The organism is Neisseria dumasiana (assembly GCF_022870885.1).
GTDB classification, from domain to species: Bacteria; Pseudomonadota; Gammaproteobacteria; order Burkholderiales; family Neisseriaceae; genus Neisseria; species Neisseria dumasiana.
Genome location: NZ_CP091509.1, coordinates 872,135 through 894,675 on the forward strand (window position 1 = coordinate 872,135; position 22,541 = coordinate 894,675).

Here is a 22,541-nt window from a genome sequence, read left to right on the forward strand (position 1 = left end):
GCAGGAGAACAGCGTGAATATTTTAATTTTGGGCGGCAACGGCTTTATCGGCAGGCGTGCGGCGGCGATCCTGCGTGAGCGCGGTCATGAAGTTGTGGCGGCGGGGCGCAAAGAGTGTAATTATCTTCGTCTTGATGAGGCGGTGGCTAGAGCGTTGCTGCGCGGAAAAGATGTGGTGATTAACGCTGTGGGCGTGATGAGCCGTCATGCAGATATTTTGGAGCAGGTGCATCACCGCGCACCGGAGCAGCTGGCGCAGTGGGCGGAGCAGGAGGGTGTGTCGCGCTGGGTGCAGCTTTCTGCCTTGGGTGCGGACGCGCAGAGCGGTATTGCTTTTGTCGGCAGTAAAGGGCGGGGCGACCGCGCGGTGTATGCTTCGGGCGTGCAGGTGTCGATTGCGCGGCCTTCGGTGGTGTATGGGCGCGGCGGAGTGAGTTGCGAGCTGTTTATTCTGTTGGCCAAACTGCCGCTGTTGGCGATGCCTGCGGGCGGGCGTTTTGATGTTCAGCCCGTACATGTAGCCGAAGTGGCCGAAGGTTTGGCTAATCTGGCGGAAAATCCGGCCGAACACGGCACGGTTATCAATATGACGGGCGGCCGTGCGCTGACGTTGGCGGATTATTTCAACACATTGCGTGCAACCCTACACAAAAAGCCGCCGCAAAAAATGATTGCGCTGCCGTTGTCTTGGATTAAGCCGCTGTTGCCGTTGGCGAATATCGTCAGCAACGGCGTACTCAGCCCGGGAAGTATCGCATTGTTGGAGCAGGGTTCGTGTGCGGATAACGGAGCGTTTGCTTCGCTGTTGGGGCGGGAGCCGCTATCGCCGGAAGAGTTTGCCGATACGCCCTAACATAATCTGCCCAACATGTTTTCAGACGGCCTGAAGCTTTTCAAACCCGTTGATATTGTGGTGAATCAACTTAAAAAAGCAACCGTTGCATCATACCCAGGTTAAGCCCGAGTATGATGCAACGGTTGCTAAAATTGAGTAGGTTAAGTATAGCTTTGAGTGTATTTTCAGACGGCCTGAGACCTTTGCAAAACCCCCATCTGCGGCGCATTTCTGCGTTGTGCGCTGAACACCCGTTTGCCTATCTAAATATGATATGTCTGCACTCGCGGTGCTGCTACGCCTTGAACGGCATCCACATCTGAAGGTTTTGCAAAGGTCTCGGCCTATTCAAACTTGTTCGAGAACTGGTTTGAGAATCAGTCTGCCAATAAACCGCGCCAGCGTTCTACCTGCAAGCGCACTTGCTCAGGCGCGGTGCCGCCCAAGTGGTTACGGGCATTCAAGCTGCCTTCGGGCGTGAGCACGCTGTAAACATCTTCGGTTATCAGGTTGCTGAAACCCTGTAAAACATTCAGAGGCAGTTCGCTCAAATCCACGCCCTGCGAATCGGCATGGCGCACGGCAAGGGCAACGACTTCGTGGCTGTCGCGGAAAGGCATTCCTTTTTTCACCAGATAATCGGCCAAATCGGTTGCCGTGGCAAAACCCTGCATCACGGCGGCACGCATGTTTTCGGGCTTAACGGTTACGCCGCGCATCATGTCGGCATAAATACGCAAAGTATCAATCAGGGTGTCGGCAGTATCGAAAAGAGGTTCTTTGTCTTCCTGATTGTCTTTGTTGTAGGCCAAAGGTTGCGATTTCATCAGCATAATCAGGCCGGTAAGGTGGCCGATAACTCGGCCGGATTTGCCGCGCACCAGTTCGGGCACGTCGGGGTTTTTCTTTTGCGGCATGATCGAAGAGCCGGTGCAGAAGCGGTCGGCAATGTCGATAAAGCCGAAGCGCGGGCTCATCCACAAAATCAACTCTTCGCTCAAGCGGCTCAAATGCACCATAATCAGGCTGGCTGCAGCGGTAAACTCAATCGCAAAATCGCGGTCGGAAACGGCATCGAGCGAGTTTTGGCAGATTTGCTCGAAGCCGAGCAGTTCGGCGGTGGTTTCGCGGCTGATGGGGTAGGTGGTGCCGGCCAGGGCGGCGGCACCCAAAGGCATGCGGTTTACGCGCTTGCGGCAGTCGGCCATGCGCTCGAAATCGCGCCCCAGCATTTCCACATAAGCAAGTATGTGGTGGCCGAAACTTACCGGCTGGGCAACTTGGAGATGGGTAAATCCGGGCATCACAACATCGGCGTTGCGTTCCGCCAAATCAACCAGTGCCGATTGCAGATCGCGGATAAGGGTTTGGATGTCGGTAATCTGGTCGCGCAGCCATAAGCGGATGTCGGTAGCCACTTGGTCGTTGCGGCTGCGGCCGGTATGGAGACGTTTGCCGGCATCGCCTATTTTGTCGGTTAAATGGCGCTCGATATTCATGTGCACATCTTCGAGATCAAGCGACCACTCCATTCGGCCGGATTCGATTTCTGCTATAATATCGGCCATTCCCTGACGGATGGCAGTTAAGTCTTCTCTACTCAATACGCCTGCTTGTTCAAGCATCTGAGCATGGGCTAAAGAGCCTTGTATATCCCACTTTGCCAAGCGTTTGTCGAAGTCGATAGAGCCGGTGTATTTTTTCACCAGCTCGGCTACGGGTTCATTAAAACGCCCCGACCAGGTTTTATTATCGTTCATAAAATTCATCCACTCAGTTGTCGCATTTAGAGAGTTTGTTGTAAAGATGCCTATTATACGCCAAATACAATCTTGGTTTGCACTTCCTGATTTACGGAATTTCGGTACCATCTCGCGTTTGATTTTGTCGAGCATATTGGGTCTGATGGCCTTTCCGTTGATCAGTCTCTCCAATGCGAGCTATATCGACCAGCTTTACCATAATGCGGCATGGGCGGCGCCTACGTTGCTGGCGATTTTGATTAAAGGTTATCTGCTTGCCAACTCTTTGCCGCGTATTACCGAATCGAAATTCGCCGTATTGATCGTGCATATCAGCAATCTGATCATTTTTACGGTTGTGGATTATGTGGTGCTCGGCGAACGTATGTATTTTTGGCAGCATTTCTTTCTGTTTAACTTTTTTGCTTTGGGTTTTATGTACACCGAAGCTTCGCGCCGCCACAGTTTGGTTCCCTCGCTTTCGGAGGCGCGCCTGAGTGCGCTGACCGCGCGTATCCGCCCGCATTTTTTGTTTAACAGCTTAAACGCGGCCATCAGTTTGATCAGGCTCCGCCCTTACGATGCAGAAACGCTGCTGGAAAATCTGGCCAATTTGTTCCGCGCCCAATTGCGCGACGGCAGCCAAAACAGCACGCTCGGGCAGGAAATCGAATGGGCGCAGGAATACATTGCCATCGAGCAGATCCGTATGGGGCATACGCGCGTTCAGGTAATGTGGCAGCATCACGCGCCCGACGATGCGGAAACCCCCCATCTTTTGTTGCAGCCGCTGCTGGAAAATGCGGTATTCCACGGTATTGAATCAACCCACCGTCCGGGCTGTATTTCGGTGTTGACCACGCGCCAGAAGCATTGGATTTATATCCGCATTGAAAATCCTTATGTGCCGACCGAGAGTGAAGAAAACGCCAAACCGCATAAAGGCAATTCGATGGCTTTGCGTAATTTGAAAGAGCGTTTGGCATTGATGTACGACAACGATGCGGTGATTAAAAGCCGCCAGCTTGACGGCATTTTCCGTGTCGATATCCGCTTGCCCTACCGCAAGAAATCGTCTGATTTGAAAAAACTGTTCGGTTAGTTAATGGTTAATCATTGCCTGCATGTTTGATGCTGCAAAAGGTTCTCAGGCCGTCTGAAACTGTTTTTTCAGACGGCCTTTTTTTATGATTTGCCGGTTGCTTGGGTTTAGGGAAAACAGCAATACAATCATAGCCTTTAACATAGCTCGTTCATCAAATACGGCTATTGCCTCCGGATTCTTTTCAGCTTCAACTTAAGCTATAATAACGTGTTAGCACATTCATTTTGTTATTGTTCATGCAACTCACCGCTGTCGGTCTCAATCATCAAACCGCACCTCTCAGTATCCGCGAAAAGCTGGCTTTCACTGCCGAAAGCCTGCCCGAAGCGGTGCGCGCGTTGACTGCGGGCGGGGGCGCGCAGGAAGCCGTTATTCTCTCTACCTGCAACCGCACGGAGCTTTATTGTGTGGGCGATGAAGAATACATCGTCAAATGGCTTTCGGCTTATCACGGTATCAGTGCCGATGAAATCCGGCCTTATCTTTACACTTTGGATAACGACGAAACCATACGCCATGCTTTCCGTGTAGCCTGCGGTTTGGATTCTATGGTGTTGGGCGAGCCTCAAATTCTCGGCCAAATCAAAGATGCGGTGCGGGTGGCTCAAGAGCAGCATACTGTCGATACTTGGCTCAATGCGCTGTTTCAGAAAACATTTGCTGTGGCTAAAGAAGTGCGCACCGGCACGGCGGTGGGCGAAAATTCGGTTTCGATGGCGGCTGCTTCCGTGAAAATGGCCGAGCAGATTTTTCCCGATATTGCCGATTTGAACGTATTGTTTATCGGTGCGGGCGAGATGATTGAGTTGGTGGCCACTTATTTTGCCGCCAAAAGCCCGCGCCTGATTACGGTAGCCAACCGCACTTTGCCCCGTGCTCAGGAGTTGTGCGAAAAACTCAGTGTCAATGCCGAGCCGCGCTTGTTATCCGAATTGCCGGAAATTTTGTATGAATACGATGTGATCGTGTCTTCTACGGCCAGCCAATTGCCGATTGTGGGTAAAGGCATGGTGGAGCGCGCGTTGAAGCAGCGTCAGAATATGCCTGTGTTTATGCTTGATTTGGCCGTGCCGCGTGATATCGAGGCCGAAGTAGGCGATTTGGGCGATGCTTATCTTTATACGGTGGACGATATTGCCAATATTGTGCAAACCGGCCAGCAGGCCCGCCGCCAAGCTGCGGAGGCTGCCGAGGCGATGGTCGATCAGAAAGTGGGCGAGTTTGTCGAGTGGCAAAAAGGCCGCCAGAATGTGCCGATGATCCGTGCTTTGCGCGACGAAGGCGAACGGGCGCGCCGTCAGGTTTTGGAAAATGCCATGAAGCAGTTGGCCAAAGGTACGCCGCCCGAAGAGGTGTTGGAAAGGTTGTCGGTGCAGTTGACCAACAAGCTGCTGCATTCGCCGTCGCGCACCTTGAATAAAGCCGGTTCGCAAAGCAGCGATTTGGTGGATGCCGTGGCGCAGATTTATGATTTGGAGCATTTGAAGCAGGGCTGAATTGAGGCCGTCTGAAAAATGTGATTAAAAAAACCGATGCTCAGAAACGGCATCGGTTTTTTTAGGTTTTAAATCTGTGAAACTGATTTAAAAAAATTTTTGCTTTTAGTTGCGCTTTTTAGTTGCGCTTGGGGTCGTTCGGGCGCAGTTGCACGGCGAGTTTGTCGAGAATGCCGTTAACGAATTTGTGCCCGTCGGTGCCGCCGAAGGTTTTGGTTACTTCGATGGCTTCGTTAATGATAACGGGGTAGGGGGTTTCGGGCATGGCATTCAGTTCGTGGCATGCCATCAGCAATACCGCACGCTCGATGGGGCTGAGTTCGTTTTCGTCGCGGTCGAGCAGGGGGCGGATTTGCTGCATATATTCGCGTTGGTTGGCTTGGGTACCGAAGAAGAGGGCGGAAAACAGTTCGTCGTCGGCTTTTTTGAAGTCGCTGCTTTCGCGGATGTTTTTGGCGGTTTCGGCAGCGGGTGCGCCGGTAAGGGCGGATTGGTAGAGTGCCTGAACGGTAAATTCGCGGGCGCGGCGGCGGGGAGTTTTCATGGTGAATCCTTATGGTGTAACTGTTCAGACGGCCTGCGGCGGGTGAGGCCGTCTGAAAACGGGCGGGCTTTATTCGTCTTCTTCAAATTCTTCAAAGTCGTCGATGGCCTGCTCGCTCCACAAGCGGTTGAGCAAGTTGGCGCACTCAACGGCCACAACGGCGGCATCGGTGGCTTTTTCTTCGATGCGCGCATGTGCCTGTTCATCGTTTTCGGTGGTGAGGATGGCGTTGGCAATCGGCATGTGGTAATCGAGGCCGACTCGGGTAATGGCGGCTCCCGATTCGTTCGCCACCAGCTCGAAGTGGTAGGTTTCGCCGCGGATAACCGCACCGATGGCAATCAGCGCGTCGTATTGCATGGATTGTGCCATCTCTTGCAGGATCAACGGCACTTCCAATGCGCCGGGAACGGTGGCAACGGTAATGTTGTCGGTATGCACGCCCAAGCTGATGAGTTTGTCGGTGCAGACTTTGAGCATTGCGCTGCCGATTTCGTTGCTGAAGCGGGCTTGTACGATACCGATGCGTAAGTTTGTGCCTTCGTGGTCAGGTTCGATGATGTTCATGATTCGGTTTCCATAGAGAGAAGTTAGAAAATAAAGGGTTTGCAAGCAGCGGCTTAATGTATGTGCCGTTGCGGGTGTTGTTGTGAGGCCGTCTGAAAACAGGTGTTGCGGAATCAGTCTTTCGGCTGCCAATCGCTCACGCTTTGGAACACGCCTTCTTCATCGGCTTCCCATGCGGAGCCGGCGGGAAGGTTGAGAAATTCGGATACGGCGGGGTGGTTTCGGGTAATCTCGCTGATGCTGTACACGCCGAAATTTTCGGGATCGGCGGTGTATTCGTCGGTTTCGTCGCCGCTGAAAAAACGCCAGCCGCTGTCTTGCTCGAACACCGGTTCTTCGCGGTACATAAAGCCGATGGGGCGGCCTTCTTCGCTCACGGTTTTGGCGGCAATACAGCGGCCTAGAGCGGTTGACAGGGCATTGGCAAAGGTATTCATGTTCAGACGGCCTGTGGAGAAGTAAGGGCAGGATTTTATCACGATTCCGCCGGTTTACGCATGGCGGTTTTCGGTGCGGGCGAGCCGAGGTAGATGGCAAACAGGGTAAGTGCCGCGCCGCTCCATTGCAACGCGCCGATAGGTTTGTCGAGCAGAAAATAATCAATCGCCAGCGCGGCCACAGGCTCGCTCAACAGCAGCAGGCCGGTTAGCGACAGCGGCAGCAGCGGTATCGAATAAGCAATCAAACCCCAAGCAAAACACTGCATTACCACCCCGTAAATCAAAACCAGCCCCGCATCGCGTAAGGTTGTCGGGAAAATATGATGCGTATCCAACAGCAAAACCGGCAGCAGCAAAGCCGCCATGCCGCCCAAGCTGACCAACAGCATCATCGGAAACAGCGGCGTCGGTTCGATGTGATGGGTTTTACGCACAAATACCATCGACAAAGCCAGCATTGCGCCCGAAACGATTCCGCTGGCAAAGCCCCAGCCCGCCGCTTCGTTGCGGCCGAATTCCGGGCTGGCTATCAAAACCACGCCGGCCACTGCCATCAAAAGGCTCAAGAGTTGGATTTTTCCCAAACGCTCGCCGAAAAAGAAGAAACCGACGGCAGTGAGAAAGAAAATTTGCAGGCTGTTGAGCAAGGTAGAAATACCCGGCCCGACCGCATAAATGCTTTCGTGCCACAAGGCCAAGTCCACCCCCAGAAACGCGCCCGCCAGCAGAGCGAAGCGCAAAGCCTTGCCGTTGCGGGGGAGCTTGTGGCCGAAAAAGCGCGAAAGCCCCCAAAACACAAATGCCGCAATGCACAACCGCCAAAAAGCAATGGCATAAGCGCCAACCGGCACTACTTTCACAATCAGGCTGCCCAGCCCGAAAATCACACAGCCCGTAATCAACAGCGGTGCGGCATGGCGGTTGGTTTGGGATGTGGTCATCATGGTCGGCAGGTAAAGTTTCAGACGGCCTGAATTGTAGGTCAGGCCGTCTGAAAAGAGAAGAAGCGGTAAAACAAATGCGCGAACATGCGGTTTTAGGTCGTGTCGCCCGAAAGCTTGCGAAGCGGTTTGTGTGAGGCAAAGCCCGCAATGCAAAGCGTCAAGCACGGCAAGATTAAACATTTTGCGCGTATTTCGTTGTCCCTTTGCAGCATTAACGCCGCAGATGCGGATGGCGGCCAAAAAATACCGCCGCAATGCTTTCCGATAACACGCCCTAACACAAGGCCGTTTCAAAATTGGCTTTTTTCAGACGGCCTTAATTTCAATTAACGCAAACTTGGTTATAATCCACGCTTCCTTATCCCGTTACTCAGGAATCAAAACAATGACGAAAACTTTCAAAATGAGCGCATTGGCAGTTACCGCTGCATTGGCGTTGGCAGCGTGCAAACAAAACACCGAAAACGCACCCGCCGCCTCCGGAGAAAAAGCCGCTTCGGCAGCCGCATCAAGCATCGGTTCGCCTACCCAGCAAGCCAGCTACGCCATGGGTATGGACATCGGCCGTTCGCTCAAACAAATGAAAGATCAGGGCACCGAAGTCGACCTGAAAGTGTTTAACGAAGCCCTGCAAACCGTGTTGGACGGCAAAGAGCCGAAAATGAGCGACCAGCAGGCTCAAGAAGTGATGATGGCGTTTCTGAATGAGCAGCAGCAAAAAGCACAGGCAAAAATGGAAGCCGACGCCAAAACCAATCTTGAAAAAGGCCAAGCCTTCCTGAAAGAAAATGCCGCCAAAGAAGGCGTGAAAACCACAGCATCCGGCCTGCAATACAAAGTGAAAACCGAAGGCACGGGCGCACAGCCGAAAGCCACCGATGTCGTAACCGTAGAATATGAAGGCCGTCTGATCGATGGGACTGTATTCGACAGCAGCAAGCAGCACGGCGATAAACCGGTTACCTTCCCCCTGAACCAAGTAATCAAAGGTTGGACGGAAGGTTTGCAGCTGATGAAAGAGGGTGCCGAATACACCTTGTTCGTGCCTGCCGAAATGGCATACGGCCCCAACAGCCCCAGCGAAAAAATCGGCCCGAACTCAGTTTTGGTATTCGATGTGAAGCTACTCAAAATCGAAAAAGAGGCCGCAGCGGCCAAGCGATAATACGCAAACGCCCCATGCCGAGCCGTCTGAATATCTGTTTTCAGACGGCTTTTTTACACACCGCCGCACATCGGAAACGGCAATTTCCCTTGACCGTGCCGGTTAAAGCCTATACTATCCGCAACCTTGTCTTTTTGAAGCCATCGTCTTCAGCCAACTTCACATTATTCAAGATTCAAGCCCGCAGCAGCGGAGCTTTTCTGATTTGTTCGGCACAACCAAGAAACATCGGCCCGAATGCCGCTAAAACATGTTTTCTTTACCGTAGCCGGGCTGCTTGCAGGTTGTCGCCGATGTTAACCACAGGTTGAAAAATACCTGCGACAACCCTGCGTACGTCATTTCATGATCCGATTGCGCCTTCTTTGCTTCAGGGCCGTCTGAAAAACTCAGGCGGAAAAAGTGTTGTTGTTCCGTTCAGGAAACCCATGTCTGTAAAATTTAGCGATTTAAATCTCGACAAAAACCTCTTATCCGCATTAACCCAAGCAGGCTACGATTCGCCCACGCCGATTCAGGCACAATCGATTCCCCATGCGCTCGACGGCCGCGACATCATGGCTTCGGCGCAAACCGGCTCCGGCAAAACCGCCGCATTTTTGCTGCCCACATTGCAACGCCTGACCAAACGCAGCGACAAACCCGGGAAAGGCCCGCGCGCGCTGGTACTCACGCCCACCCGCGAATTGGCTGCCCAAGTAGAAAAAAACGCACTCACCTACGCCCAAAACATGAAATGGTTCCGCACCGTCAGCATTGTCGGCGGGTCTTCTTTCGGCTACCAAATCAGAGCCTTAAGCAAACCGATTGACCTGATTGTGGCCACGCCCGGCCGTTTGATGGACTTGATGGACAGCGGTAAAGTCGATTTCAACCGCCTCGAAGTGCTGATTTTGGACGAAGCCGACCGCATGCTCGATATGGGCTTTATCGACGACATCGAAACCATTGTTGCCGCCACGCCCGAAGACCGCCAAACCCTGCTGTTCTCGGCCACTTGGGACGGCGCAGTCGGCAAGCTGGCGCGCAAACTCACCAAAAACCCCGAAGTGGTTGAAGTAGAGCGCGTGGATGACCAAGGCAAAATCGAAGAGCAGCTTCTGTATTGCGACGATATGCGCCACAAAAACCGCCTGCTCGACCACATTTTGCGCGATGCCAACATCAATCAGTGCGTGATTTTCACATCCACCAAAGCCATGACCGAGCAACTGGCCGATGATTTGTATGAAAAAGGCTTTGCTGCTAACTGCCTGCACGGCGATATGCCGCAAGGCTGGCGTAACCGCACTTTGATGGATTTACGCAAAGGCCGCTGCAAAATTCTGGTGGCCACCGACGTTGCCGCCCGCGGTATCGACGTGCCCACCATCACCCATGTGATCAACTACGACTTGCCCAAACAGGCCGAAGATTACGTTCACCGTATCGGCCGAACCGGCCGTGCGGGCCGTACCGGTTTGGCCATTTCTTTTGCCGAAGTGAACGAATACGTTAAAGTACACAAAATCGAAAAGTACATTAACCGTAAGCTGCCCGAGATGACCATCGAGGGCATGGAGCCTACCCGCAAACGCGCATCTAAAGCGGCCAAGCCGAAAGGTAAGGGCGGTTGGGGCGACCGTAAGTTCGGCGATAAAAAATTCGGCGACAAAAAGTTTGGCGATAAGAAACCGGGTGCCAAAAAATTCTCCGGCAAGAAACCCGGTGTGAAGCCCAAGAGCGAAGGCTTCGGCGGCAAGAAAAAACCTGCCGGCGGATTCGCCAAAAAATAAAACAGGTTTCCAGCCTGATCATACTTAAACACACACGCAATAAAATGCCCGCATTCGGAAAACTGCCTGCAAGCACGATTTCTGATGCGGGATTTTTTTAGGGGCTGACGTAGATTAGCAGTCATGATAGGCTGCCAAAATGAAGATAACCCACTGTAAGTTAAAGAAGAGTCTGCAAAGAAAACTGCTTGAATATTTTGTATTGGAAGTAACCGCACGTTCTGCTGCCGATATCTTGGGTATTCAGCCCAATACGGCTATTCTCTTCTACCGTAAAATCCGTCTTGTTATCAGCCATCATTTGGCTTTGGAAGCAGATCAGGTTTTTGAGGGCACTATAGAATTGGATGAGAGCTATTTCGGCGGTAAGCGTAAAGGAAAGCGCGGTAGGGGAGCAGCAGGTAAAGTGGTGGTTTTCGGTATCCTTAAACGTGGAGGTAAGGTTTATACGGTTGTAGTGAATAATGCCCGAAAGGAAAGTTTATTTCCTGTTATTACAAGGAAAATTACACCTGATAGCGTAGTTTATACGGACTGCCTGAGCAGTTACGACGTGTTGGATGTCAGCGGTTTTCACCATCACAGGATTAATCACAGCAAAAAGTTTGCCGACCGACACAACCATATCAACGGCATTGAGAATTTTTGGAATCAGGCGAAACGTGTCTTGCGCAAATACAACGGAATTGACCGAAAATCTTTTCCTCTGTTCTTGAAAGAATGTGAGTTTCGTTTTAACTTCGGGACACCAAAGCAGCAGTTAAAAACTTTGCGGCTTTGGTGTGGTGTTTAGGGCTAATCTACTTCAGCCCCTTTTTTTATCTGTTCGTTATTCAGACTTTCAGACGGCCTGAGACCTTTGCAACATCTCCATCTGCGGCGCATTGCTGCGCTATGTGCTGTCCGCTTGCTTTGCCTTATTTATGATATATCTGCACTCGCTGTGCTGCTGCGCCTTGAACGGCATCCACATCAGAGGGTTTTGCAAAGGTCTCGGCCTGATTCGGCAAAACGTCGTTTTAGCGGTAAAGCGAAACAATGGTTTCTGTCGCTTTCACGCAGGTATCTACATCGGCCACCAATGCAATGCGCACATAACCTGTGCCCGGGTTGCCGTTGTCGGTATCGCGTGCGAGAAAGCGGCCGGGCAGCACTTGAATGGCCGCTTCCTGCCAGAGTTTGCGCGCAAACGCCAAGTCGTCGCCGTCGGGGACTTTCAGCCAAATATAAAACGAGGCTTCGGGCAGGCGTACGTCGAATACCTGCCGTAATACGGGCAGCACTTTGTCGAACTTTTCCTGATACAGACGGCGGTTTTCGGCAACGTGGGCTTCGTCGTTCCAAGCGGCAATGCTGGCGCGCTGAACGGGAATGCTCATGGCGCTGCCGTGATAAGTGCGGTATAGCAGGAACGCTTTGAGAATGTCTGCGTCGCCCGCTACAAAGCCCGAACGCATACCCGGCACGTTGGAGCGTTTCGACAGGCTGGTAAACATTACGATGCCTTTGTTGCTTCTGCCCAGCTGCTGCGCCGCTTGCAGGCCGCCCAACGGCTTTTTGCCGTCGAAATAAATTTCCGAATAACATTCGTCGGAGGCAATCACAAATCCGTAACGGTCTTGCAAATCAAACAGTTTTTGCCAGTCTTCCAACTGCATTACGCTGCCGCTGGGGTTGTCGGGCGAGCAGACAAACACGATGCGGGTGCGTTGCCAAATGGATTCGGGCACTTCCGACCAGTCGGGCAGAAAGCGCGGCGCACGGCTGTTGGCAAAATAGATTTCGCCGCCGCCGAGCATGGCTGCCCCTTCGTATATCTGATAAAAAGGATTGGGGCTGACCACCACGGGTTTGAGGCCGTCTGAAACGGGATTCAGCACGGTTTGAGTGAAGGAAAACAAGGCTTCGCGGCTGCCGAGCACGGGCAGAATTTCCGTTTCGGGGTTGAGCTTCAAGCCGTCGTAGCGGCGGAACACCCAATCGGCGCAGGCTTGGCGGAGTTCGGGCAAGCCTGCAGACAGCGGATATTTTTCCAATTCGGACAAAGCGGCGGTTAATGCATCGGTAACGACTTTAGGCGCAGGGTGTTTGGGTTCGCCGATATGCAGGGGAACAGGTTGCAGGCCGTGCGGGGCGTCGATTCCGTTCATGGCTTCGCGCAGGCGGGCGAAAGGATAAGGTTTGAGAAGGTCGAGCAATGGATTCATGGTGCGGAAGAGTTCGGCTGGATTGGTTAAATAAGGTCAAAGAACGCGTATCTTAGCATTATTCCGCTTCTTTCGGCGGCGCATATTTCGGGCATATCATGATTCTGATATGATGCGGCAAACTAAAAAATCCGAAACCTCAGTTAAGTTTACCCGAAGGTTTCGGGCCGTCTGAAAAGGATGATTCCACTATGAATATTGCCATCGTAGATTACGGCATGGGTAACCTGCATTCCGTGCTCAAATCCGTGCAGGCCGCGCAAAAACTTGCCGGAGTTGACGCTGAAATCAAACTCACCCACCGCCCTGAAGAGGTTTTTGCCGCCGATAAAATCATTTTTCCGGGGCAGGGCGCCATGCCGGACTGCATGGGCGCGTTGCAAAAAAGCGGACTTGGCGAAGCCGTTTCAGACGGCCTGAAAAACAAACCGTTTTTCGGCATCTGCGTGGGCGCACAGCTTTTGTTCGAGCACAGCGAAGAGGGTGATACCGCCGGTTTGGGTTGGTTTAAAGGCGACGTCAAACGCTTTGCCGCCAATCTTCACGACGAAGAGGGCTGCAAGCTGAAAGTGCCGCATATGGGTTGGAATACCGTACACCAAACGCAGGCGCACCCGCTGTTCCAAGATATTCCGCAAGACACCCGTTTTTATTTCGTGCACAGCTACTATTTTGCGCCCGCTGATAACGACATCATACTCGGCACCAGCAGCTACCCTAACGAATTTGCGTGTATCGTCGGCAAAGACAATGTATTCGCTACCCAATTCCACACCGAAAAAAGCCATGACGGCGGCTTACTGCTCTTGCGTAATTTTTTACGCTGGAACGGATAAGTTGTGTAAAATAAATGCTGAAAATTTTGCAAAACCGCCGTCTGCGGCGCATTTCCGCACCAGAAGTTGCCTGCCTATTTATTTGATTGATTTGATTGAACGGCATCCGCATCTGCGGGGCAAAGGTTTTATGCTGTGATTCCGGCTTTCAGACGGCCTTTATTTCTTAATGCCGTCTGAAACTTTACTTTAAAACAAAAGAAATCAATATGTTACTGATTCCTGCCATAGATTTGAAAGAAGGCCGCTGCGTGCGCCTGAAACAGGGCTTGATGGATCAAGCCACCGTGTTTTCCGACAACCCCGCCGAAACCGCCGTGCATTGGCTGAAACAAGGCGCGCGCCGCCTGCATTTGGTGGATTTGGACGGCGCATTCGCAGGCAAGCCGAAAAACCTCGATGCGATTGCGGCGATTTTGCAGGAAGTGTCTAAAGAAATCCCCGTTCAGCTCGGCGGCGGCATCCGCAATTTGGAAACCATTGAAAAATATCTGGCTTTAGGTTTGACCGATGTGATTATCGGCACGGCCGCAGTCAAAAATCCCGAATTCGTGCGCGAAGCCTGCCAAGAATTTGCCGGCCACATTATCGTTGGCTTGGATGCCAAAGACGGCATGGTGGCCATCGACGGCTGGGCAACCGTAACCGACCATCACGTTATCGATTTGAGCAAACGGTTTGAAGACGACGGCGTGAACAGCATCATCTATACCGATATCGGCCGCGACGGCATGATGAGCGGTGTCAACATCGAAGCCACCGTTAAGCTGGCCGAAGCGGTGAACATTCCTGTTATCGCTTCAGGCGGCCTGACCGATTTGAACGACATCCGCGCCTTGTGTGCGGTAGAAAAAAGCGGTGTGGCGGGTGCGATTACCGGCCGGGCGATTTACGAAGGCAGCATCGATTTTGCCGAAGCGCAGCAGTTGGCCGATTCGTTGGCATAACGCTTACATAAAAATAATATGCTCGGGTCGTCTGAAAGGGTTTGCAGCGCAGCCCGGTTTGTTTGCCCGAGCACACTATTCATCAAATTTCGTCTTACTTATTGAATTTATAAGGTAAAAATATGTTTCAGGCTTTTTTGCTCGGTTTTTGGGCAATATGGTCTTATGATCGCGATGTTCACGCCATCAGCGAAAGTTTGACTTTCATGATTATTGCCGTGCTGATCAGTATGGGTGTGAATTTTGCCATACCGATGATTAACGGCGAATGGGCGCTGATTATGGCCATTTTGTGGATGTATGTAGCCGGCGTATTAACGGTGGTTAACCGTTATTCCAACAGCTTTGTAACCACTATGCTGATTGCTTGTATTTCTGCTGTGGGCTTTTATCAGCTCTCCGAACGGTTGCCCGGCTGGGTGGCTTCGTGGATAGTATAAACGGCAGGCTGCTTGGTGCAGCCTGAATTTATTTTACGGATTTGTTTTCAGGAATGATTCATGGCATTAGCAAAACGCATTATCCCCTGTTTGGACGTGGACAACGGCCGTGTGGTCAAAGGTGTCAACTTCGTCGGCCTGCGCGATGCCGGCAATCCGGTTGACGTAGCCAAACGCTATAACGACGAAGGTGCCGACGAGCTGACCTTTCTCGACATCACCGCTTCTTCCGACAACCGCGACACCATTCTGCATGTGATTGAAGAAGTGGCCTCGCAAGTGTTTATACCGCTCACCGTCGGCGGCGGCGTGCGCTCCGTAGCCGATGTGCGCCGCCTGCTCAACGCGGGTGCCGACAAAGCCAGCATCAACACCGCTGCCGTAACCAACCCCGATTTGGTGAACGAAGCCAGCGGCTTTTTCGGCTCGCAAGCTATTGTGGTGGCGATTGATGCCAAAGCCGTCAACCCCGAAAACACCCGCTGGGAAGTGTTTACCCACGGCGGACGCAAAGCCACCGGCATTGATGCGGTCGAATGGGCGAAAAACATGCAGGCGCGCGGCGCAGGCGAGATTCTGCTCACCAGCATGGACAGAGACGGCACCAAAATCGGCTTTAACCTGCCGCTTACCCGCGCCATCAGCGAAGCGGTGGATATTCCCGTTATCGCCTCCGGCGGCGTGGGCAACGTGCAGCACCTGATTGAAGGCGTAAAAGAAGGCAAGGCCGATGCCGTGCTGGCCGCCAGCATTTTCCACTTCGGCGAAGTGAGCATACGCGAAGCCAAAGAAGCCATGCGTGCGGCGGGTATCGAAATGCGTTTGTAATATTGATTTCAGACGGCCTTTCAACCGTTGAGGCCGTCTGAAAAGAAAGAAACCGATATGAAAAAGTTCATTCCAATTATATTGATGTCTGCCCTGCTGGCCGCGTGCGGCGGCGGTGGGGATACCGATAAAATCGGCGAGGCCAGCACCGTGTTCAACATGCTCGGCAAAAACGACCGCATTGAAATCCATGCGTTCGACGACCCGCAGATCCAAGGTGTTACCTGCTATATTTCCTACGCTAAAAAAGGCGGCCTGAAAGAAACGGTGAACTTGGAAGAAGACGCTTCCGACGCTTCCGTATCCTGCGTGCAGACCGCGCCGCAAATCAGCTTTAACGAAGCCGAAATCGCCAAACCGCAGAAAATTTTCAAAAAAGGCTCCAGCTTTATTTTCAAAACCCTGCAAGTGATGCGCTATTACGACCCTGCGCGTAAAGTGTTTTCATACATGGTGTACAGCGATAAAGTGATTCAAGGTTCGCCGAAAAACTCGATGGACGCTTTCTCCTGCTACACCGGAGCGCCGCTGGACGCTGCCAAAGTGAGCGTGCAGCCCAACCAGCAGATTCACGGCTCGTGCATCGTTACGCTTGCCCAAAAATAAACAGGCCGTCTGAAAGCCCTAGGCTTCTACCAAGCTACAAACAGATCGGATCAGCATGGATTTAACCCTTTGGCATTATGCGGCGATTGCCGTGCTGGGCATTTTGGCCAGCATCATCAATATTTTGGCGGGCGGAGGTTCCAATCTGATTCTGCCGCTGTTGATGGCCTTCGGCGTGCCGCCCGATATTGCCAATGCCAGCAACCGCGTCGGCATTTTTTTCCAGTCGCTCACCGGCATCAGAGGGTTTAGAAACGCCGGCGCCTTGCCCACGCACGATTTGCGCGGCATTTTGCTGCCGATGATATTCGGAGGTTTGGTCGGCTCCGTGCTGGCTTCGGTATTGCCCAATCAGATTCTGAAACCCGCCTTGCTCGTCTGCATTCTCGGCGTGGCCACGCTCACTTTTCTCAAACCGCAGCTTTTGCTGCCGCCGCAAAACGTGCAGGAACGCAAAGTATCCGACACCCGCGGCGCAGCGGTTTTGCTGTTTGCCGTCGGCATCTACGGCGGCTTTGTGCAAGCCAGCACCGCGTTCATTTTGCTGCCCGTGCTGGCGGGCGTGCTGCATTACAACCTGCTGCGCGCCAATGCCTTAAAACTGGTATGCACGCTGGCGTTCACCATCGTGGCTTTGGCCGTGTTTATCGTGCAGGGGCAGATTTGGTGGGATGTCGGCCTTGTGCTGGCGGCAGGCAATGCCATCGGCTCGATGATCGGCGTGAAAATTGCCTTAAAACTCTCGCCCAACACCTTGCGCACGATTTTGTTTGTAATGACGGTTGTGGCCGTGGCCGCGGCGTTTTTAAAGTAAATGAGGCCGTCTGAAAACACAGATTTCAAAAGGTAAATTCATGAACATGCCCGCAAAATCCTACCGCTACATTCTGCTTGCCTCAGCCTTATTTCAGACGGCCTGTGCGCCCGAAAGCAGCAGCCAATCCCAAGCCGAACGCGAAGTTTTATCCGCAGTTGCCGCCAAAGATTCGGCTTCTTGGGTCGGCATCTATCGCGGCGAACTGCCTTGCGCCGACTGCGATTACATCGAAGCCACCATCGTTTTGCGCGACAATCTGCATTACAGCTTAACTACCCGACACGTCGGCAGAGTGGCCGGCGTATTGCCGTCTGAAAAACGCGGCATCTTCCATTGGCGCGACGATGGCCTGCTGCAATTGGATGCGGCGGGCGACGATATGGTGTTTTTCGCTCACGAAAAAGGCCTGCAAATGCGCGGCAACGACGGCAAAGCCTATCCCGACGGCAAGGGGAAAATCTGCGGTTTGGCAAAAACCGGCAGTTTTGTGCCCGGGCAGTGAGCGGTTTTCAGACAGGCATTCTTGCGATGGCCTGCTCTGCTGTACAACAAGGAGAAACCATGCAGTTTGAGGAATACAGAAAATATGATGCCGTCGGCTTGGCAGAGTTGATCCGCAAAGGCGAAGTATCTGCCGATGAAGTGCTTCAGACGGCCTTAAACCGTTTAGACGCGGTAAATCCCAAGCTGAATTTATTGGCCCATGATTTGCGCGAACGGGCTTTTTCATGGCAGAGGCCGTCTGAAAATCCCCATGCGCCTTTAGTCGGCGTGCCGTTTCTATTGAAAGACTTAATCGCCGATTGGGAAGGCACGCCCACATGGTCTGGTTCGCGCATGATGAAAAATTATGTAGCCAAACAAAACAGCGCTTTAACTCAGGCTTATCTAAATGCGGGGTTGCGCATTTTCGGTAAAACCACCACGCCGGAATGGGGCGCGTATCCCGTTACGCAAACAGAAATCTACGGGATTACCCGTAATCCGTGGAACTTAAGCTATACACCGGGCGGCAGCAGCGGCGGTTCGGCGGCAGCCGTTGCCGCAGGCGTTGTACCGGCGGCACATGGCGGCGACGGCGGCGGTTCGATACGTGTGCCTGCCCATAATTGCGGCATCTTCGGCTTGAAACCGAGCCGTGGCCGCAGCAGCTTTGAACCGTTACAAAGCGAAGCATGGCAAGGCTTGGTCAACGAACATGTGCTGACCCGCAGCGTGCGCGACAGCGCCCTGTTTCTCGATATTGCGGCTCAAACCCAAACACACGCCCTGTATGCCTGCCCCCGACCTGCCGAATCGTTTTCAGACGGCCTCAAACGTGACACAGGCCGTCTGAAAATCGCTTTTTGGCAGAAGCCGTGGTTTGGCGGAGAAAATGATGCAGACACGCAAGCGGCATTTGCCCACAGCCTGAAATTGTTGTCAGATGCAGGGCATGATTTAGAAGAAGCCTCTCCCGATTTCTCCCCGCCTAAAATACTCAACCGTGCAGCACGGGTCTTGGTGATGGGTGAAACAGCCAAACTGCTTTATCTTCATCAACAGGCAACGGGGCAAAAACTGCATCACAGCCAGTTGGAACCGACAACTTGGGCGTTGATTTCACAAGGACAGCAAATCAGTGCAGGCGAAATGGCGTGGGCGCGTGACGTGATGCTGACACAGGGGCGCGCCGCCGAAGCGTTTTTTACACGCTACGATGTCTTAATGACACCGATTTGCCCGCGTACCACACCGAAAATCGGCGAACTCATGCCGTCTGAAACCGAGCAAAAGATCATCCGTTTGCTGTTCGGTACGTTGAAATTAGGCTGGCTGATGAAACAAAACCCCTTGATTGAAAAAGAAGCCGAGCGCACGTTGCAATACATCGGCTACGCCGCACCATTTAATATGACCGGCAATCCCGCCATGAGTGTGCCGCTGTTTTGGCACAACGGGCTGCCGATAGGTACACAGTTTGCCGCAGCACACGGGCGGGAAGATTTACTGCTGCGCTTGGCGGCGCAATTAGAGCAGATTCAACCGTGGGCGGATAAACAGCCGTCCATATAAGATAAAATTACCAACCTTAAAAATGTCGTATAAGAAAGCCTGTAACAACAAGGCCGTCTGAAAAAGGAGTAACAAACATGCCGAACCCACTGCTGGATGCCGTTAAATTCGATGAAAAAGGCTTAGTTTGCGCCATCGCACAAGACGCGAAAACCCTGCGCGTGCTGATGGTGGCTTGGATGAACGCCGAAGCGCTGCAAAAAACCGCCGAAACGGGTTATGCCCACTATTACAGCCGTTCGCGCCAAAAGCAATGGATGAAAGGCGAAGAGTCGGGGCATACGCAAAAAGTGCACGAGCTGCGTTTGGATTGCGACGGCGATGCGGTGATTATGCTGATAGACCAAGCAGGCGGCATTGCCTGCCATACGGGGCGCGAAAGCTGCTTCTACCGCGTGTGGCGCGATGGAGCGTGGCAGATTGTGGATGCGGTATTGAAAGACGAAAAAGAGATTTACGGGCATACGCACGGTTGATAGAGGCCGTCTGAAAGCCGTAGGCTTCTGCGAAGCCAAAACGGGCTTTACTCGCTTCATTAAAATCGCTTAACGGGTTTTTCTAAAATATATTTTTAATACAACACGGAAAAAATGAAAAAACATCTGTGCATTTTATGGGTAATGATGGCAGTGGGCGTAAGCACGAAAGCGTTTGCCGAACCTGCCGCATTAACAACGCCTTTGACTTTTAACGAGATTAAAAAGGCTGATACAAACCCGCATTCGGGCTGGATACCTGTGCCGATGCTTCACTATCCTGAAGAAGCGGAAATGAAAGGCTGGGAAGGCGATGTGGTCGTTTCCGTTCTGGTTGCGCCCGATGCGAGTATTCAAAACGTAGAGGTAATCCAATCAAGCGGATATAAAGTATTGGACGAAGCGGCTAAAAAAACAATAGCGCAAGCCACATTCAAGCCGCACGGGTGGACAGCGTTCCGTATTCCCTTGCGCTTCCGTTTGGACGGGGGCAAACGGCAATGTGCAAAAAGCATCTGTTGAGCAGGGAAAAGAAGCGTGCATAAAACAGTTTGTATTGGTTTCGGTAAACAATCAAGTCTATAAAATCAAATTGATTAACCCTAATAAAATTCATAATAGGGATAATGCGACGGCAAAATAAGCATGGAAAGTAAAGTTTGCCGACACGAAACAACGGATAAGATATACAGCCAGATAAGCTTGTGTTCCGATAAATAAAAACTTCCCGCTGCGGACTATCTGTCTTTATTGAGGCCGTCTGAAAAGTCGGCTTAATTGGCGGGTAAGGTAACGATAGTGCGTATCCGTCCAATCGAGCATGGGCGCCACAGAAAAGAGAATCACCAAAGGGTCAACAATGAAAAAGCATAATGATATTTTTGCCGTATTGCTCGCTGCTTTTTGTGCGGGAACTGCGGTTGCCGCACCGATGGCTCCTTCAAAAACGCTGCCTGCAACGTCGTCGGCGGAAATGCCGATTAAGAAAACCGGGCAAATCTCCCGTCCTGTTTATCCCGTTATGTCTGTTGAAAAAGGCGAAGAAGGAAAAGTGGTGCTGTCTATACTGGTAGCGCCGGGAGGCCGTGTCACCGAAGTAAAGTTAATTGAATCCAGCGGATATGAAAGGTTGGACAAAGCGGCAATCCACGCGGCATGGAAAAGTAAATTCGACACACAGGAATGGACTGATTTTAGAACCATAGTGAGATTCGATTTGGACAACGATATGAAAGAAAATGCTATCCAAAAAGAAAAGCCGCAGCCATCCGAGCAGGCAGGCTCAACATAAACGGCAACCTAACCGTTGAGTAAAGCCGAGGCCGTCTGAAAAGCCGAACTGTCCCCCAATCTTTGCGCCAAACCAAGCTTTTCCAACAAGCGGTATGGGGTTTTTAAGGTTGAAACCCCGTTCAAATAAGCGCAAAATGTGGGCAATTTTTGCCGTGCTTTTTCAGACGGCCTGTTGATAACGAGAAAGAATCATGAGCGATACACTCCACCCCGAAACGCTGGCGATACGCGGTGCGAAAAGCCAAACCGAATATAACGAGCACAATCAGGCGCTGTTTTTGACCAGCAGTTTTATGTTTGACGATGCCGCGCAAGGTGCGGCCTTGTTTGCAAAAGAAATCGAAGGTTACACTTATTCGCGCACGGCCAATCCTACCGTGGCGGCGTTTGAAAAACGGGTGGCCTGTTTGGAAGCGGGCGAGAGCGGTGTGGCAACCTCTACGGGCATGTCGGCGATTCAGGCGGCCATGCTGACGTTTTTGAAAACGGGCGACCATCTGATTGCCAGCCGCAGCCTGTTCGGCACTACGGCGGGGTTTATCAACGGTATCGTGTCGAAATTCGGTATCGAAATCACGCTGGTGTCGCAAACCGATGTGTCCGAATGGCGGGCGGCGGTGAAAGAAAACACCAAGATGCTGTTTTTGGAAACGCCTTCCAATCCTTTGAACGAAATCGCCGATATCGAAGCATTGGCCGCCGTGGCGCATGATGTGGGCGCGCTTTTGGTGGTGGACAACAGTTTTTGTACGCCGGCTATTCAGCAGCCTTTGAAATTCGGTGCGGATTTGTCGGTGCAGTCGGCAACCAAAGGTATCGATGGTCAGGGCAGGGTGTTGGGCGGTGTGATTTGCGGCAAAACCGCTTTGATTAAAGAAATCGCGATGTACAGCAATTCGGCAGGTTTGGCTTTGTCACCGTTTAGTGCGTGGGTGCTGCTCAGCGGAGTGGAAACGCTGTTTGTGCGCATGGAAAAGCAGGCGGCCAATGCTTTGCAGATTGCCCGATGGCTGCGCGGTCAGGCCAAAGTGAAAGCCGTTTATTATGCCGGTTTGGATGATCACCCGCAGGCAGAGTTGATGCAAAAGCAGCAGGTTTCCGGCGGCATCGTGGTGGCTTTCGAGGTGGAAGGCGGCCAAGAAGCGGCGTGGAAAGTGATTGATTCGGTAAACATTTTCTCGAAAACCGCCAATCTCGGCGATGTGCGCTCCACCATTACGCACCCGTGGACGACCACCCACGGCAGAATGGCACCGGAAGCGAAACAGCAGGCAGGTATTGAAGCGGGTTTGCTGCGCTTGTCGGTAGGTTTGGAAAACGTGCAGGACTTGATTGCCGATTTGCAGCAGGCTCTGGCATAAGTTTCATGCGGCCTCTTGCTGTTTTATACAGAGGCCGTCTGAAAGAAAACAGTTGAGGAGTA

24 protein-coding genes and 1 pseudogene are annotated in these 22,541 nt (G+C 52.3%); 19 read left to right on the forward strand and 6 right to left on the reverse strand.

Features of this window, described 5'->3' with window-relative positions; translation table 11 throughout:
- Positions 1–13: 13 nt before the first annotated feature.
- Entirely contained in the window at positions 14–853 is an 840-nt protein-coding gene (locus LVJ88_RS03935) for a sugar nucleotide-binding protein (RefSeq protein ID WP_085418937.1), read from the forward strand.
- A 185-nt stretch (positions 854–1,038) separates the two neighbouring features.
- A pseudogene (locus tag LVJ88_RS03940) lies at positions 1,039–1,181 on the forward strand (lipoprotein signal peptidase); the annotation flags it as partial.
- A gap of 31 nt (positions 1,182–1,212) precedes the next feature.
- Here the strand turns inward: LVJ88_RS03940 and argH are convergent.
- Positions 1,213–2,595 carry an argininosuccinate lyase gene (argH, locus tag LVJ88_RS03945; protein WP_096777412.1) on the reverse strand — a complete coding sequence of 461 codons (1,383 nt, stop codon included), beginning with the start codon at positions 2,593–2,595 and terminating at the stop codon, positions 1,213–1,215.
- A 46-nt stretch (positions 2,596–2,641) separates the two neighbouring features.
- Between argH and LVJ88_RS03950 the strand changes: the two genes are divergently transcribed.
- Positions 2,642–3,679 (forward strand): sensor histidine kinase, encoded by a 1,038-nt coding sequence (locus LVJ88_RS03950; protein ID WP_054599267.1) that lies wholly within the window; start codon positions 2,642–2,644, stop codon positions 3,677–3,679.
- 239 nt (positions 3,680–3,918) lie between these two features.
- Positions 3,919–5,178 (forward strand): glutamyl-tRNA reductase, encoded by a 1,260-nt coding sequence (gene hemA, locus LVJ88_RS03955; protein ID WP_085418939.1) that lies wholly within the window; start codon positions 3,919–3,921, stop codon positions 5,176–5,178.
- Between the two features lie 118 nt (positions 5,179–5,296).
- Here the strand turns inward: hemA and nusB are convergent, their stop codons facing one another.
- The 4 genes from nusB to LVJ88_RS03975 all read right to left on the reverse strand — a co-directional run bounded on the left by nusB (position 5,297) and on the right by LVJ88_RS03975 (position 7,670).
- On the reverse strand, positions 5,297–5,722 hold the full coding sequence (nusB, locus tag LVJ88_RS03960) for a transcription antitermination factor NusB (protein WP_085356754.1): 426 nt from the start codon (positions 5,720–5,722) through the stop codon (positions 5,297–5,299).
- 69 nt (positions 5,723–5,791) lie between these two features.
- Complete coding sequence (ribH, locus tag LVJ88_RS03965) at positions 5,792–6,289, reverse strand: 6,7-dimethyl-8-ribityllumazine synthase (RefSeq protein ID WP_054599264.1); 498 nt, start codon at positions 6,287–6,289, stop codon at positions 5,792–5,794.
- Between the two features lie 113 nt (positions 6,290–6,402).
- A complete protein-coding gene (locus tag LVJ88_RS03970; RefSeq protein WP_054599263.1) occupies positions 6,403–6,726 on the reverse strand; it encodes a DUF2185 domain-containing protein in 324 nt (107 codons plus the stop codon).
- A gap of 38 nt (positions 6,727–6,764) precedes the next feature.
- On the reverse strand, positions 6,765–7,670 hold the full coding sequence (locus LVJ88_RS03975; protein ID WP_054599262.1) for a DMT family transporter: 906 nt from the start codon (positions 7,668–7,670) through the stop codon (positions 6,765–6,767).
- Positions 7,671–8,058: 388 nt separating this feature from the next.
- Here LVJ88_RS03975 and bamJ point away from each other — a divergent pair, with 388 nt between their 5' ends.
- The 3 genes from bamJ (at position 8,059) to LVJ88_RS03990 (ending at position 11,406) form a co-directional block, all read left to right on the forward strand.
- On the forward strand, positions 8,059–8,838 hold the full coding sequence (gene bamJ, locus LVJ88_RS03980) for a BamJ family beta-barrel-assembly machinery protein (protein ID WP_085356755.1): 780 nt from the start codon (positions 8,059–8,061) through the stop codon (positions 8,836–8,838).
- A gap of 428 nt (positions 8,839–9,266) precedes the next feature.
- A complete protein-coding gene (locus LVJ88_RS03985; protein ID WP_085356756.1) occupies positions 9,267–10,613 on the forward strand; it encodes a DEAD/DEAH box helicase in 1,347 nt (448 codons plus the stop codon).
- 139 nt (positions 10,614–10,752) lie between these two features.
- Positions 10,753–11,406 (forward strand): IS1595 family transposase, encoded by a 654-nt coding sequence (locus LVJ88_RS03990; RefSeq protein ID WP_085417784.1) that lies wholly within the window; start codon positions 10,753–10,755, stop codon positions 11,404–11,406.
- Between the two features lie 226 nt (positions 11,407–11,632).
- On the opposite strand, the gene dapC is transcribed toward LVJ88_RS03990, so the two are convergent.
- Positions 11,633–12,820: a succinyldiaminopimelate transaminase gene (gene dapC, locus LVJ88_RS03995; RefSeq protein ID WP_085356757.1), complete on the reverse strand. Its 1,188-nt coding sequence runs from the start codon at positions 12,818–12,820 to the stop codon at positions 11,633–11,635.
- A gap of 191 nt (positions 12,821–13,011) precedes the next feature.
- Here dapC and hisH point away from each other — a divergent pair, with 191 nt between their 5' ends.
- The 12 genes from hisH to metZ all read left to right on the forward strand — a co-directional run bounded on the left by hisH (position 13,012) and on the right by metZ (position 22,479).
- On the forward strand, positions 13,012–13,656 hold the full coding sequence (gene hisH, locus LVJ88_RS04000; protein WP_085356758.1) for an imidazole glycerol phosphate synthase subunit HisH: 645 nt from the start codon (positions 13,012–13,014) through the stop codon (positions 13,654–13,656).
- Positions 13,657–13,865: 209 nt separating this feature from the next.
- Positions 13,866–14,603: a 1-(5-phosphoribosyl)-5-[(5-phosphoribosylamino)methylideneamino]imidazole-4-carboxamide isomerase gene (gene hisA, locus LVJ88_RS04005; protein ID WP_085356759.1), complete on the forward strand. Its 738-nt coding sequence runs from the start codon at positions 13,866–13,868 to the stop codon at positions 14,601–14,603.
- Positions 14,604–14,725: 122 nt separating this feature from the next.
- Positions 14,726–15,043 carry a hypothetical protein gene (locus LVJ88_RS04010; protein WP_085356760.1) on the forward strand — a complete coding sequence of 106 codons (318 nt, stop codon included), beginning with the start codon at positions 14,726–14,728 and terminating at the stop codon, positions 15,041–15,043.
- Positions 15,044–15,103: 60 nt separating this feature from the next.
- A complete protein-coding gene (hisF, locus tag LVJ88_RS04015) occupies positions 15,104–15,871 on the forward strand; it encodes an imidazole glycerol phosphate synthase subunit HisF (protein ID WP_054599254.1) in 768 nt (255 codons plus the stop codon).
- Positions 15,872–15,928: 57 nt separating this feature from the next.
- Complete coding sequence (locus tag LVJ88_RS04020) at positions 15,929–16,477, forward strand: CreA family protein (protein ID WP_085356761.1); 549 nt, start codon at positions 15,929–15,931, stop codon at positions 16,475–16,477.
- Positions 16,478–16,532: 55 nt separating this feature from the next.
- On the forward strand, positions 16,533–17,291 hold the full coding sequence (locus LVJ88_RS04025; protein ID WP_085356762.1) for a sulfite exporter TauE/SafE family protein: 759 nt from the start codon (positions 16,533–16,535) through the stop codon (positions 17,289–17,291).
- Positions 17,292–17,331: 40 nt separating this feature from the next.
- Entirely contained in the window at positions 17,332–17,796 is a 465-nt protein-coding gene (locus LVJ88_RS04030) for a copper resistance protein NlpE N-terminal domain-containing protein (RefSeq protein WP_085356763.1), read from the forward strand.
- A gap of 26 nt (positions 17,797–17,822) precedes the next feature.
- A complete protein-coding gene (locus tag LVJ88_RS04035) occupies positions 17,823–19,349 on the forward strand; it encodes an amidase (RefSeq protein ID WP_416171758.1) in 1,527 nt (508 codons plus the stop codon).
- A gap of 77 nt (positions 19,350–19,426) precedes the next feature.
- A complete protein-coding gene (gene hisI, locus LVJ88_RS04040; protein WP_085356764.1) occupies positions 19,427–19,825 on the forward strand; it encodes a phosphoribosyl-AMP cyclohydrolase in 399 nt (132 codons plus the stop codon).
- A gap of 114 nt (positions 19,826–19,939) precedes the next feature.
- On the forward strand, positions 19,940–20,347 hold the full coding sequence (locus LVJ88_RS04045; RefSeq protein WP_085356765.1) for an energy transducer TonB: 408 nt from the start codon (positions 19,940–19,942) through the stop codon (positions 20,345–20,347).
- 298 nt (positions 20,348–20,645) lie between these two features.
- Positions 20,646–21,116: an energy transducer TonB gene (locus LVJ88_RS04050; protein ID WP_085356766.1), complete on the forward strand. Its 471-nt coding sequence runs from the start codon at positions 20,646–20,648 to the stop codon at positions 21,114–21,116.
- Between the two features lie 193 nt (positions 21,117–21,309).
- Complete coding sequence (gene metZ, locus LVJ88_RS04055) at positions 21,310–22,479, forward strand: O-succinylhomoserine sulfhydrylase (RefSeq protein ID WP_085418759.1); 1,170 nt, start codon at positions 21,310–21,312, stop codon at positions 22,477–22,479.
- Positions 22,480–22,541: the final 62 nt, after the last annotated feature.

Excerpts from the sequence above, each read along its gene's own strand:
- argH (WP_096777412.1), bottom strand. The coding sequence starts at position 2,595 with ATGAACGATAATAAAACCTGGTCGGGGCGTTTTAATGAACCCGTAGCC.
- LVJ88_RS03950 (WP_054599267.1), top strand. The coding sequence starts at position 2,642 with ATGCCTATTATACGCCAAATACAATCTTGGTTTGCACTTCCTGATTTA.
- hemA (WP_085418939.1), top strand. The coding sequence starts at position 3,919 with ATGCAACTCACCGCTGTCGGTCTCAATCATCAAACCGCACCTCTCAGT.
- nusB (WP_085356754.1), bottom strand. The coding sequence starts at position 5,722 with ATGAAAACTCCCCGCCGCCGCGCCCGCGAATTTACCGTTCAGGCACTC.
- ribH (WP_054599264.1), bottom strand. The coding sequence starts at position 6,289 with ATGAACATCATCGAACCTGACCACGAAGGCACAAACTTACGCATCGGT.
- LVJ88_RS03970 (WP_054599263.1), bottom strand. The coding sequence starts at position 6,726 with ATGAATACCTTTGCCAATGCCCTGTCAACCGCTCTAGGCCGCTGTATT.
- LVJ88_RS03975 (WP_054599262.1), bottom strand. The coding sequence starts at position 7,670 with ATGACCACATCCCAAACCAACCGCCATGCCGCACCGCTGTTGATTACG.
- bamJ (WP_085356755.1), top strand. The coding sequence starts at position 8,059 with ATGACGAAAACTTTCAAAATGAGCGCATTGGCAGTTACCGCTGCATTG.
- LVJ88_RS03985 (WP_085356756.1), top strand. The coding sequence starts at position 9,267 with ATGTCTGTAAAATTTAGCGATTTAAATCTCGACAAAAACCTCTTATCC.
- LVJ88_RS03990 (WP_085417784.1), top strand. The coding sequence starts at position 10,753 with ATGAAGATAACCCACTGTAAGTTAAAGAAGAGTCTGCAAAGAAAACTG.
- dapC (WP_085356757.1), bottom strand. The coding sequence starts at position 12,820 with ATGAATCCATTGCTCGACCTTCTCAAACCTTATCCTTTCGCCCGCCTG.
- hisH (WP_085356758.1), top strand. The coding sequence starts at position 13,012 with ATGAATATTGCCATCGTAGATTACGGCATGGGTAACCTGCATTCCGTG.
- hisA (WP_085356759.1), top strand. The coding sequence starts at position 13,866 with ATGTTACTGATTCCTGCCATAGATTTGAAAGAAGGCCGCTGCGTGCGC.
- LVJ88_RS04010 (WP_085356760.1), top strand. The coding sequence starts at position 14,726 with ATGTTTCAGGCTTTTTTGCTCGGTTTTTGGGCAATATGGTCTTATGAT.
- hisF (WP_054599254.1), top strand. The coding sequence starts at position 15,104 with ATGGCATTAGCAAAACGCATTATCCCCTGTTTGGACGTGGACAACGGC.
- LVJ88_RS04020 (WP_085356761.1), top strand. The coding sequence starts at position 15,929 with ATGAAAAAGTTCATTCCAATTATATTGATGTCTGCCCTGCTGGCCGCG.
- LVJ88_RS04025 (WP_085356762.1), top strand. The coding sequence starts at position 16,533 with ATGGATTTAACCCTTTGGCATTATGCGGCGATTGCCGTGCTGGGCATT.
- LVJ88_RS04030 (WP_085356763.1), top strand. The coding sequence starts at position 17,332 with ATGAACATGCCCGCAAAATCCTACCGCTACATTCTGCTTGCCTCAGCC.
- LVJ88_RS04035 (WP_416171758.1), top strand. The coding sequence starts at position 17,823 with ATGGCCTGCTCTGCTGTACAACAAGGAGAAACCATGCAGTTTGAGGAA.
- hisI (WP_085356764.1), top strand. The coding sequence starts at position 19,427 with ATGCCGAACCCACTGCTGGATGCCGTTAAATTCGATGAAAAAGGCTTA.
- LVJ88_RS04045 (WP_085356765.1), top strand. The coding sequence starts at position 19,940 with ATGAAAAAACATCTGTGCATTTTATGGGTAATGATGGCAGTGGGCGTA.
- LVJ88_RS04050 (WP_085356766.1), top strand. The coding sequence starts at position 20,646 with ATGGGCGCCACAGAAAAGAGAATCACCAAAGGGTCAACAATGAAAAAG.
- metZ (WP_085418759.1), top strand. The coding sequence starts at position 21,310 with ATGAGCGATACACTCCACCCCGAAACGCTGGCGATACGCGGTGCGAAA.